10 protein-coding genes and 1 pseudogene are annotated in these 11,272 nt (G+C 46.4%); 9 read left to right on the top strand and 2 right to left on the bottom strand.

Features of this window, described 5'->3' with window-relative positions; all coding sequences use genetic code 11:
• Nucleotides 1–27: 27 nt before the first annotated feature.
• Nucleotides 28–1,077 (bottom strand): TRAP transporter substrate-binding protein, encoded by a 1,050-nt coding sequence (locus VR7878_RS18710; protein WP_077337528.1) that lies wholly within the window; start codon nucleotides 1,075–1,077, stop codon nucleotides 28–30.
• Nucleotides 1,078–1,593: 516 nt separating this feature from the next.
• Here VR7878_RS18710 and VR7878_RS18705 point away from each other — a divergent pair.
• On the top strand, nucleotides 1,594–2,454 hold the full coding sequence (locus VR7878_RS18705) for a LysR family transcriptional regulator (protein WP_077337527.1): 861 nt from the start codon (nucleotides 1,594–1,596) through the stop codon (nucleotides 2,452–2,454).
• A 58-nt stretch (nucleotides 2,455–2,512) separates the two neighbouring features.
• Here the strand turns inward: VR7878_RS18705 and VR7878_RS18700 are convergent, their stop codons facing one another.
• Nucleotides 2,513–2,710, bottom strand: a complete 198-nt coding sequence (locus VR7878_RS18700; protein ID WP_139344153.1) for a hypothetical protein — start codon at nucleotides 2,708–2,710, stop codon at nucleotides 2,513–2,515.
• A 167-nt stretch (nucleotides 2,711–2,877) separates the two neighbouring features.
• Between VR7878_RS18700 and VR7878_RS18695 the strand changes: the two genes are divergently transcribed.
• From VR7878_RS18695 to VR7878_RS18660, 8 genes and pseudogenes are all read left to right on the top strand, one after another.
• Entirely contained in the window at nucleotides 2,878–3,621 is a 744-nt protein-coding gene (locus tag VR7878_RS18695; protein WP_077337526.1) for a helix-turn-helix transcriptional regulator, read from the top strand.
• Nucleotides 3,591–3,992, top strand: a complete 402-nt coding sequence (locus tag VR7878_RS18690; RefSeq protein ID WP_077337525.1) for a VOC family protein — start codon at nucleotides 3,591–3,593, stop codon at nucleotides 3,990–3,992. Before VR7878_RS18695 ends, VR7878_RS18690 begins: the two co-directional genes overlap by 31 nt.
• Nucleotide 3,993: 1 nt before the next feature.
• The gene (locus VR7878_RS18685; protein WP_077337524.1) at nucleotides 3,994–5,202 is read left to right on the top strand and encodes an MFS transporter; all 1,209 of its coding nucleotides are present in this window, start codon (nucleotides 3,994–3,996) and stop codon (nucleotides 5,200–5,202) included.
• Nucleotides 5,203–5,536: 334 nt separating this feature from the next.
• Complete coding sequence (locus VR7878_RS18680; RefSeq protein ID WP_077337523.1) at nucleotides 5,537–7,150, top strand: ATP-binding cassette domain-containing protein; 1,614 nt, start codon at nucleotides 5,537–5,539, stop codon at nucleotides 7,148–7,150.
• The gene (locus VR7878_RS18675) at nucleotides 7,147–8,751 is read left to right on the top strand and encodes an ABC transporter ATP-binding protein (RefSeq protein WP_077337522.1); all 1,605 of its coding nucleotides are present in this window, start codon (nucleotides 7,147–7,149) and stop codon (nucleotides 8,749–8,751) included. The genes VR7878_RS18680 and VR7878_RS18675 overlap by 4 nt, the downstream gene beginning before the upstream one ends.
• A gap of 237 nt (nucleotides 8,752–8,988) precedes the next feature.
• Nucleotides 8,989–9,606, top strand: coding sequence for a TetR/AcrR family transcriptional regulator (locus VR7878_RS18670; RefSeq protein WP_159440502.1), 618 nt, complete (start codon nucleotides 8,989–8,991; stop codon nucleotides 9,604–9,606).
• Nucleotides 9,607–9,977: 371 nt separating this feature from the next.
• Nucleotides 9,978–10,496, top strand: coding sequence for an Hcp family type VI secretion system effector (locus VR7878_RS18665; protein ID WP_059123002.1), 519 nt, complete (start codon nucleotides 9,978–9,980; stop codon nucleotides 10,494–10,496).
• A gap of 561 nt (nucleotides 10,497–11,057) precedes the next feature.
• Nucleotides 11,058–11,272, top strand: a pseudogene (locus VR7878_RS18660) (type VI secretion system tip protein VgrG); the annotation flags it as partial.

The following is an 11,272-nucleotide window of genomic DNA, read 5'->3' as shown; positions in this document are numbered from 1 at the left end:
TAATATTTTCAGGATATAACTATCGAATTAATTTAGCTGAAGTTTGTAGTTTGCTTTAATTTTCATTTCGCATGTATTTATTTCCTGCTCGAAACGCTGTAGCCATTTTTTACCTTCAGCACCATTTTCTTTCAAAAATTCAGTTTTCACAGGTTCAGCAGCGACTTTAAAAGCCTCTTTTTCTTTTGCTGTCGGGTTATAAATAACACCGCCGGCTTTCTTAAATTCTTCGTAAGCTGAGTATTCTTTATGTTTTGGATAAGCGCGTAGGTATTGATTCTGAGCCGCGATACCATCAACAACGACCTGTTTCAAATCATCCGGGAATGAATTGAACTTCTTGTCGTTAAAGACCCAGGCTCCGCCCATATAACCATGCCCGTCCAGAATCATATAACGGAGACTCTCATGGAATTTGTTCATGATGATATCAACGATACCGTTCTTCGTTCCGTCTACCATCCCGGTCGACAGTGCCGTATACACTTCAGGCCACGCAATCGGTGTTGGTGCCCCGCCGAGAGCTTTCACTAAATCCTGTTGAGTTTTGGCCGGAACGGTACGTAGCTTCAGCCCTTGAACATCTTCAGGTTTTTTCACCTGTTTTTTCGTAGTGGCGATGTTACGCCAGCCACCAGAGTTTGACACGGCCATCAAACGGACATTCGGCGCGTGTTTAAGAATCTCTTTGCGGACATCGCCAATGAGCTGTTCATTGTCATAAACACACTCTGCCACACGGTCATTTGGTAAAAGATAAGGCAGGTCGAACGCCCCAATTGGCTGCCAAAAATTACCCAACTCTGGAATCGTGGTTTGAAAGTAGTCAAACATCCCGGCCTGTACACCGGCAATACACTCTTTTACATTGGAGCACAACTGACCTGAAGGATAGATATCAACTTTGATCTGACCGTTTGAACGTGACTCAACATAGTTTTTAAACACCAATAACGATTGGTGGTTATAACCATCGGTAGATGTCACATGAGGTACCGTTAACTTGTATGTTTCAGCGTGAGCAGCTCCGGCAAGTGCAAGTGAGGCCATTGCCAGACTTAGTAATGTCTTTTTCATATAATTTCCCTTTTACATTATTGGATTATTGATTCCGACTCTTCTTATTATTGCTTTATTCAGTCGAAGAGCAGTTTGTATAATTTTTAGATAACTCACTGGAGTTATATGAGGCGATGCGCTTATTTCGTGATCAATTATCATGATGAACATAGAATCTAATTCACAATTCACAATTCACAATTCACAATGAAATAATAGCGATCTGTATCTCACTCCAAATAATTAGTCTTAATGCGTACCATAAAGACAACTCAAAAATATATGCGCTTCAATACATAATTAGTGTACTGCCGTGAATAACATATACAGTTCGAGCAATTAATCTTGTTGCATAAAATATCGCGACAAACAGGTTCAAACCGACAACGAGGGCACCAAATCAAATAAAGTAATGAAAAATAAAATCCAGCAGCAAACACCTATACTCTTATCTTCGTTCCCACACTCTCAACTATAAAAAACCGAATCGATTAGTTATAATGAAAAAAATTCAGTTTTTGAGTCCGAAATGGAATGGATGTAGACTTACTTCGCACTTTTTGCCAACTTGCAGATGATAAAAATTATCGGGTCGCCTCGGAACATCTTTACATTACGCAATCGGCACTCACCAAGAAGATCAAACGGCTAGAAGAACAACTCAATGTCGTATTATTTGATCGCGGTCGCCACGGGGCTGCATTGACCCCGATGGGAAGCGTCCTTCTGCCAGAAGCCAAACGAGTGCTGAAAGGATTTGAGTCATTCCAAACCTTAGCCGCATTTGTTGCAGAAGGAACATCAGGACATCTGAACATTGGTTATGGCATCTCTTCATTTCATGAAGCCCCCAATTACATTGCCCGCTTTAAGCAGGACTATCCGGATGTTCATGTCACACTGAATGATTACCCATCCCACAAACTGGTCGAGGAACTCCTGATCGGTAATTTGCAACTAGGGTTTGATCGTCTCCCTGTCGAACCGCCATTAACCGCTATCCCCCTCTTCTCCGACCGACTCGCGATTGCCATTCATCAAGAAGAAAACATCGATGAACAACATTTATGGCAGTCATTGAGTCACCATCATTATCTTGCGCTAAGCCGGGATAAAAACCCGACGATGAACAAACACATCACGACTTATTTGTGGGAAACACAACAGAGGCCAACTGTCGTTGAAGAGGCTGATGACATCATCACCTTACTCGCTTTAGTCTCTGCCCGTTTGGGATACACCATTATTCCTGCGAGCGTAGCCCGTATCAGCCAGCCCCAGATTCGCTTTATTCCACTCAATGGTGATCATGCGAAATGGTCGGTGGGATTATTATGGAATGCTAATTTTTCTGACCCGGTTCGACGGGCGTTTATCCAGAAGGTGAATCGTTGATACAAAACGCACACCCATGCGTGATCAATAGGCTTGGGGATGGTCAATCATGACTACCTCAAGCTTGCCCCTTGGAGTCACCGATCATCAGTGATTCCATATTCAGACTGATTGTTGTCTGTAATGCTTCGATAGAACGTAGCAAAGCCGCCCTTTCCTGCTTTTGAGTCGGGTATGCTTCTTGGTGTTTACGGCACTCCATGACGACATTGCACCAAAAAAAGATCTCATCAAGTTTATGTTGGGTACTATTCATAAGCCACATCTCTAACCAATTTTTGATTGTTATCGTCTGATCATGCCGCAAAAAAATATAAAAAACAGGTGGTATTTTTTGACAGGTTGCAAATGGAATAGCAACGAGTAGTATAATCGCGCCAGTTCTTTTATATGCATGATAAGCAACATAGGAATCCGCCCAAAATGGATGTTAGTTCAATAGAAATGGCAAAGGCTTGCACTCAGTTCAGCCGACTGATTTCCAAAATATATGACGATGCCATACATATCAGCTATTCAGTGGTCTCACTGGACACGCAAGAAATCTATACCTTATCAACAGATTATGACTGGCACCTGAGCTACTGGGAGCAAGGATTAAACAGAACAGTGGGAACGCGCATGTCACCGGGGCTTTCATCATGGCGGGACAAAGATGAAGAATATCATCATTTATTAAGTAAATTTCGTATCCCGGATAAAGTAGATTATACTTGGTTATGCTCACAACGTACTGAAATCGTCTCTTTAGCCTGTCGCCGTCAACTCACCAGTCAGGAAAGTCATCAACTGGCAGTCCTGCGTCCTTATCTGGCTTATCATGCTCACAAATTATGGCTGAAACATCAGGTTGCAACGCTCCCCTATCAGTCGATGGCCGCCCTATCCGACACAACAAATGCTCATATGAATGAGCAAAACCATTTCCGGTTTGGTGATATTGTCCTGACCGCGAAAGAGATGAGCACCATCCGCCTTCTGTTATCTTTTCATTCCCCCAAAGAAATCGCCTGGCAACATCATTGCAGTGAATCCGCGGAACGAAAACGCATTGAAACCATCAAGAGAAAGATTCGTTGTACCGGCAATCGTGCCAACTTTTTTCAGTTACTCCAAAAACACGGGATACTTGATGCATGTCTGGATGTTTACACCACATCTCTTTAACCTGTCGGGATCTCGATGAAAGCCAGAGATTCTATGCGCAATTCGGCTATACGACACACAAAAGTTACACCGATGAACAAGTCTCGATTGTCATGATGACCACAGAGGCGGGTTCAGCGATTGAGCTGTTCTGTTTTACCGCTGGGCAGCACACAGCCTCACTGCTCTCAGATATTAAATCAGTCCCCAATATTCAAACCATTGGCATCACGCATATCGCCATTCAGGTTGATGACATTGCAGCAACACGTCAGCAACTCGCTCAGTTTACCCCGTGTACAGAGATTAAACCGGCTCGAATGGGGGGCTTTGTTTATTTTTTCACCCATGATCCCGATGGGAACCAGATTGAAATTATTATGGAGAATTAACATGTTAAGTTGGCTACAACGATTGGGGATTGTCTCAGGCAATGCATTCGAGTTTTACGATATTGCAGTCTATGCTGCAATCTCTCCTTATTTATCTCATTTGCTATCCAGTCATGGCATCGTCCATTCAGAATGGATGGTATGGGGAATTTTCGCGCTCAGATTCTTAATCCGGCCACTCGGTGGGTTGGCCATTGGTAAAATTGCGGACACACAAGGAAGAAAAAAAGCCCTGATCATCACCAGCAGCCTGACAGGCAGTGCAACGCTGCTGATGGCAGCTTTACCCGTCAACATCTTGGGAGAAAGTCTTGTGATACTCCTGTTATGCCTGCAAATGGTTCAGGCCTTCAGTTTTGGCGGAGAGTACCCAACCATCATTCAATACCTGCACCAAGGGAGCCAACGTGAACAACATGCTCGTATCAGCAGTCTGATTGTTGCCAGTTCAATTGTTGGGGTGATTGCATCCGTCTTAATCGTAATGGGGCTGAAAGGCACCTTATCTGAAAGCCAGATGCAAGCTTATGGATGGCGTATCCCTTTAATTATTGGCGCAGTGAACATTGCCATGAGTTTTTGGTTCCGCCTGCGCTTGCCCGCTGCGCTTCCGACCCCACAGCCGACTCGCTTAACCAACGATGTAAGAACCACAGTCAGGATCGGTTTGGTGTCTGTAACAGGAGCGGTAGTTTTCTACGTCCAGAATATTTCCAGCACCATTTTAGCCAAAGATTTCCCCATTCAGCCGTTTGCCTTGGTTAATTCGGTGACCTTACTTGTGATGATCTTGCTGGTCGGATGGATCACGGACAAATACCTGTCATCACCAAAGAAAAGCTTTTCGGGCGGATTATTGGCCGGTTTGGTGGTTTCTTATCCGGCTTATTATCTGTTGATTCATGGTCATGATGGGTGGCAACAATGGATCGCATTTATCACGATCAGCCTGATTTCAGCACTGATTTTAGCCAATCTGGCGACGGTGCTATTTTCCATTGCCCGCAACAACACCACCTCTCTGGGGCTTGGCTATAACGTTGCTCTCTCAGTTTTTGGCGGCATGAGCCCGTTAATTGTGAGTTTCCTGTCTGAGTATGATGCCAGTTATGTCGGTGCATATGCCGCATTGACAACCATACCGGCACTCATTGGTATTTATGCATTCTCGGCACCATCGTTAACTCTCCAGTCAGAAATGAATACATAACCCGGCTTTGCAGAACCGGAATATCGCACGGTAGCCCTGACATTGAGTGAGGGCTACTCGCGTCGTCCCCCCGCTCGATAACGCTCCCAAAATCCTAATCCTAATCCTAATGACCTACTGCCTGCATCTGGCATCCTCCTCAAACACCCTTCCTGTAAAAACGAAAATCTCAGCACCTTAAGCTTATTTTCCGATTGAATCTTGTCGAAGATTCGATCAATAATGACCCAAAGTCATTAGCAATTAATAATCATTATCATTTGATAAATACAAGGGATACACCATGTTGTACGACTTCCAATGCGCAGACATCCGCAGAAACGAGGGATAATTCATGCCAAAAGGACAACACCAAGCACACCTTTTTACGCCTTTAATGATATCCGCCAAACCCGTATTACCACAGCTCGGTGCAGGCATATTCACTGAGGCCGTTGCCGGTTTAGCAAATCTAGCAGCACTCTGGTGTCTCATTCACCTGATAGAAGATCTCGCAATTATCTGGGTACTCTATGCGTGTGTCTGTTGGGGAGCGGGAGCGGTTTGTTCATCCGCTGCATCATGGATTTCCCATCAGGCCGAAGCCGATTTTTCCTCACGGCTACGCCGTCAGGTTGCTACTCACTTAACACAGCTCCCGACCCGGACTTTAGCGCGCTACGACGACAACGCATTGCGACGGTTAGTCTCCGAAGATATTAGCGCCCTGCATCATGTGGTTGCCCACTTACCCGCAGAAATCGTGACTTTTATGATTGTCCCTGTCGCTTCGGTGATCATGCTGCTCGTAATGTCTGGCCCAATCTCTTTACTCGCCTTACTCCCCGGATGCCTCGCGGCCATGTATTACCTGATTTTAATGCCGCGTTACTCTGTGCGTTATAATGCTGAGCGAGTGAATGCAATGGAAACAATCGTCACCGCGATTAACGACTATGTTCGTGGAATCCGAATCAACCGGCTGTTTGATGCGCAGTCAGGAGCGCTTGCCGATTACCATGCAGCAACCAACCGCTTCACTCAAGGTATGGTCACATGGGTCAGTCATGTGGCAACCGCAGCCGCAATTGCCACCGCACTATTACAAGCGGTTGCAACATTTGCGATTGCTTATTGGGCATCTTATCAACTCAGCCCAGTATCGATCGCGGCAACGATGCTTTTCGGGCTGGCAATCGTCACCCCGTCGTTACGCCTCGGACACGGTCTCGACTACCTTGCCGCCGGGCGTGCGGCCGGCCAACGGATCGCTCAGTTACTGCATGAAACGCCACTTCCCAGAGGTGACGCTGCACTTCAGGCTGCTCATGCTGAACTCACCATACAAAACATCTGCATCACTACCGAGAACGGCACGTTGATTGAGAATTTATCTCATCGATTCTTGCCCGGAAAACTCACCGTCATCACGGGGCCAAGTGGTAGCGGAAAAACCACACTTCTGCGTATCCTTGCCGGATTTGAACAACCGGAGAGCGGAGAGGTTCGTCTGGGAGCGCAAAATATAACAACGCTCGATGAGCAAACCCGCCACCGGCAGATTCAGCTCATACCACAAACAAAACCCGTCCTAAATACGACGGTGCGGGATAATTTATTGCTGACAGCGCCGAAGGCCAGTGACGAACAGCTCCATGATGCACTGAATCATGCCCAAATTGACATCGACTTAGATGCGAATGCAGCATTACTGTCCGGCGGAGAGCAACAAAGAGTCGGGCTTGCACGCCTGTTCTTAAGCCCGGCAAAGATACTACTGCTGGATGAGCCAACCAGTGCTTTAGACCACTCTCGGGCAAATCAACTGATGGCGGCCTTGCTACATGTGACTCACACCCAAAATAAAACCCTGATCATGGTAACCCATGATCCAGCGCTGGCTTCTCAAGCCGACCAACACATGCATCTCGAAAAATCGCCACAACAACAAAAGGAATTCACGGTATGACTTTCGCGGCTCACCACCAATCCGGCTCTACCCCACCGATATGGCCATTACATACCAAGCGTCGGCTGATTTGGATTAGCATCAGTTGGTGTTTCGTTGCTGCACTGGAAGCCACGGCCTATACCGTGCTGGCACAGGCTATCACGCTCCAACAAGATCCGGTTTGGGTCATCGTCTCAGCCGGTATTGCCGTACTCATTATGGTACTCACAACCCGGGCCGGTTTTTTCTGCGGAGTGCGGCTGTCCGGTGATTTATTTGAAATACTGGGGCAGGCGCTTGCCCGAGCCAAACTGTCATGGTTTACCGACACTCGCCGGGCTCAACTGGCAATGTTGGCTTCTCAAGGCATTCCGGGGTTTATGAGTGTTCCGGCTCATCAGATGCAAACTTTCCTGCATGCACCACTGCTGCCCCTGTTTCTGGTTTGTGGCATTGCATGGTTATCAGGGCCAGAAGTGGCAGTCATCACCGCTGGCACACTGGCGCTGTCACTGTATCTGCAATTTAAAGCTCAGATGGCACTGATGGAAAGTGATAAAACAAGGCATGATGCCAATATCGGAACCGCAAACGCTACCATCGAATTTGTTGACCATCTGGAGCTGTTGCGCACCACCGCAGGGCCGACAAAAGCAATCAAACGCATCGAACAACAATGGCAAGCCCAAGAAGGTATTCTGGCCACGACTAACCGGGCAGCGGCTAAAGCGACGTTAGTCTCAGCAGTCGCCAAATCTCTACCGTTAGTCTGTATCAGTGCTTATCTGACGATCACTCAAATCAGCTCCCCGCTTATGACCCTGGCCTTATTGGTTTTAGTGACCAGAGCAGCGGCACCGCTGGGTGAACTGGCGCTGGCTGGCCTGAGTATTAATAATTTACGTGCCGCATGGAACGACTACCTCAAAAATACCTTAGTGCCGACCTTACCTGAACCCGATGCAAGCGAAGCTTTGGTTCCCGATGGACACCATATTTCCCTGAAATGCATCAGCCAGACACCTGTTCTCAGTCAATTGAGTGCTGAAATTGAACCGGGCGCAAATGTCATCATTTCTGGTCCGAGTGGTTGCGGCAAAAGTACCTTGGTTGAACTCATCATGCGATTTGATGATCCGCAAAGTGGCGAGATTACCTTCGGTGGCGTGCCCTTGAATCAGATGCGCTACGCTGAACTGAGTTCGCATATTGCTTATGTTGCGCAAGAGCCAGTGGTGTTTACCGGGACTCTGGCTGAAAATATTCTTTTAGGACATGCCGGTGCAAGCCGCTCAGAAGTAGAAAGCGCAGCACGACAAGCGATGTTAAGCCACGTCATCGACCGCTCACCGAAAGGGATTGATCAGCCCGTCGGCCATCAAGGCAGCTTACTTTCCGGCGGAGAAAGACAACGTGTTGCGATAGCCCGCGCCCTGCTCAAAACAGCTTCGGTTCTCATCCTTGATGAAGCAACCGCCGCACTCGATGAAGAGACAGAACGCCATGTCGCAGCATCCCTAAGTGATCTGCCTGTAACGCTGATTATCGTCACTCACAGAGACCCGACGATTTGGCGGCCGAGCAAAATCATCACACTGACAGAACCGGCTCAGATGTAGGAACCGCATTGCGCTATGTAATCAATAGCACTATGTAATCATCAATTACGTCATGGAATAATTGCACCATAAGATAAACAGATGAATCATCATTCAATCATGGTGGCGTGCGGCAGGATACCCCCAACAGAACAGACTGTTATGGATTGAAATATGTGAATAACATGGTGTTCCGGGATTTACAGACCCGTATTCTACCTGTAATCATTGTTCTTCTGGCGAATCATAGGCATGACAATGGATAATCGTACCGATACAAAAAAACCTCAGTTGCATCGACGCACTCGATCACCACATACCAGACGCACAGCTTTAATGGATGCAGCTGAACATTTATTTTTAACCAAAGGGATTCATGAGACCCGGATCGAAGATATTACGGCAGCAGCTCATGTTGCCAAAGGGACCTTTTATATTTACTTTCATTCGCGCGATAGCCTGTTACACGCCTTACAGCAGCGTTTTATGACCAGCTTTTGTGCCCGGATTGAGACGGCACTGACACAATGTCAATCCGATGACTGGCAATCGCGACTCCACAACTGGTTCACAACCGCAATCGATGGCTTACTGGATCAAATTATTCTTCACGACATGCTCTTTCAGGATATCCATCCAAAGCAAGGGCGAAGTCTGATGAGCGAAAACCCGGTCATTGAACAGTTATGTTCCCTGTTACAGCAAGGTGATAAAGCGAATGCATGGCAGGTTACAGACGCCAAAATGATGGCTTTGATGATGTTTCATGCTATGCACGGATTAGTCGATGACGCACTGGCACGAGGGGATATCAACTGCCGTTCATCTTTAGCCAGCACATTAACAGAAACTTTTAGTAAAGCGCTCAGGCAATAAACAGCAATGGTTGAGACACTGTTTCCTGACAGAATCCAAGCGCGCGATACAGCATACGGGATCGCCTTACATATATTCGGCACCGATATCTAATCTGTCTCAAAAAACCTGTCTCAAAAAAATCTGTCTCAAAAATAAAACATTTCCGTGATACTTATTCCACTTCTTGCAGGCAACTTTTTGCTCGCCGGGCAACTTCTTGCTCGCCTCCGGGCAAGATCTTGCTTGTATTTACCTTTATATCTATATAACACATTGATTTTATTGATGTGAGTGAGTTGGCACACCCCTTGCTCTTATTGCTTAAGAGCCTAAAGGTTCTATGTGCATTAAAAACATGAACTTATTATAGATAATTGAAGGAATTCAGAATGCCAACTCCATGTTATATCTCTATCGAAGGTGAAACTCAGGGGCTAATCACGTCAGGCGCTTGTACAGCAGATTCTATCGGTGACTCTTTTGTTGAAGGTCACGAAGATGAAATGATGGTTCAACAGTTCGATCACGTTGTGAGCGTTCCAACTGATCCTCAGTCTGGTCAGCCGGCAGGCCAACGTGTTCACAAGCCTTTCAAATTCACTGTGAACCTGAACAAAGCCGTTCCACTGCTGTATAACGCACTGGCTTCCGGTGAGAAAATGTCTTCTGTAACGCTGAAGTGGTACCGCACTTCAATCGAAGGTAAACAAGAAAACTTCTTCACCACAACACTTGAAAACGCAACTATCGTTGACATCAAGTGTGAAATGCCACACTGCCAAAACCCAGCAGATTCTGACTACACGCAAAACCTGACTGTCTCTATGTCTTACCGTAAGATCACTTGGGACCACGTTAACGCGGGTACTTCAGGTGCTGACGACTGGCGTAAGCCAATCGAAGCTTAATTGTCAGCTGAACAGGCACCGTGGGTGTCTGTCCGACAATGCTTTGATTGTCCTGTTGCTCACCGATTGGTGGGCAACATTGTTTATATCAATCACACATTAATTAGAAAAGTAGACTCGACAAAACGATAAGACAATATACCTGAACAACTTCGCGCAGCAGAGATTCGTTTATGAGGTTATTCAGGTATATGTGTTGTGAGGCAAGATGGCTGGGGCGACGGTTCAAAAACTGAGAGGTTCCTTCAGGAAAATTGCTTTCTCGTTGATTTCCCCGCCAATTTTTCATTTTCATCAAGACTCATATATTCATCCGGTTATAATCGGATTTTGCGTTTCGCTATCGTTTGTTTTGGCTATCGTTTGTTTTGACAGTACCGTCTGTTTTTGCCAGAGCACATGATAGAAAAACGTAAATGTTTCTAACAAGAACAACCGGAAAACCGGGCCGAACCCATGTCATGCATGACTGTGGCGCTCCTCAAGGATGCACTGACTTCATGTGTGACAAACCAATGGGTATATGAAATTCAGTCAACTCAACAATGTCAGGAAAAAACTATGGGGACTTTGAACTTCCGTCTTGTCAGTGGTGTCGGTGAAGCCTTGGTCGTCCGTGATTATCAGGGACATGAATCTATCTCTGATTCATTGGATGCACAGGGAAACCCGGTGTATGGCTTTCGCTATCACATCGAGCTGGCCAGCCGCGATTCCGGCATCAGTGCCGGGCAACTGGTTGATACCGCAGCCGTGCTGGAAGTCATCCGCAATGG

This window comes from Vibrio ruber DSM 16370 (genome assembly GCF_900163965.1).
GTDB lineage: Bacteria > Pseudomonadota > Gammaproteobacteria > Enterobacterales > Vibrionaceae > Vibrio > Vibrio ruber.
Note: the sequence above shows the minus strand (reverse complement) of the source record. Positions and strands in the feature narration are given on the sequence as shown.

Coding starts and splice junctions, on each gene's coding strand:
- VR7878_RS18670 (WP_159440502.1), top strand. CDS start 8,989: ATGGATAATCGTACCGATACAAAAAAACCTCAGTTGCATCGACGCACT.
- VR7878_RS18700 (WP_139344153.1), bottom strand. CDS start 2,710: ATGAATAGTACCCAACATAAACTTGATGAGATCTTTTTTTGGTGCAAT.
- VR7878_RS18695 (WP_077337526.1), top strand. CDS start 2,878: ATGGATGTTAGTTCAATAGAAATGGCAAAGGCTTGCACTCAGTTCAGC.
- VR7878_RS18680 (WP_077337523.1), top strand. CDS start 5,537: ATGCCAAAAGGACAACACCAAGCACACCTTTTTACGCCTTTAATGATA.
- VR7878_RS18665 (WP_059123002.1), top strand. CDS start 9,978: ATGCCAACTCCATGTTATATCTCTATCGAAGGTGAAACTCAGGGGCTA.
- VR7878_RS18710 (WP_077337528.1), bottom strand. CDS start 1,077: ATGAAAAAGACATTACTAAGTCTGGCAATGGCCTCACTTGCACTTGCC.
- VR7878_RS18690 (WP_077337525.1), top strand. CDS start 3,591: ATGTCTGGATGTTTACACCACATCTCTTTAACCTGTCGGGATCTCGAT.
- VR7878_RS18675 (WP_077337522.1), top strand. CDS start 7,147: ATGACTTTCGCGGCTCACCACCAATCCGGCTCTACCCCACCGATATGG.
- VR7878_RS18705 (WP_077337527.1), top strand. CDS start 1,594: ATGGATGTAGACTTACTTCGCACTTTTTGCCAACTTGCAGATGATAAA.
- VR7878_RS18685 (WP_077337524.1), top strand. CDS start 3,994: ATGTTAAGTTGGCTACAACGATTGGGGATTGTCTCAGGCAATGCATTC.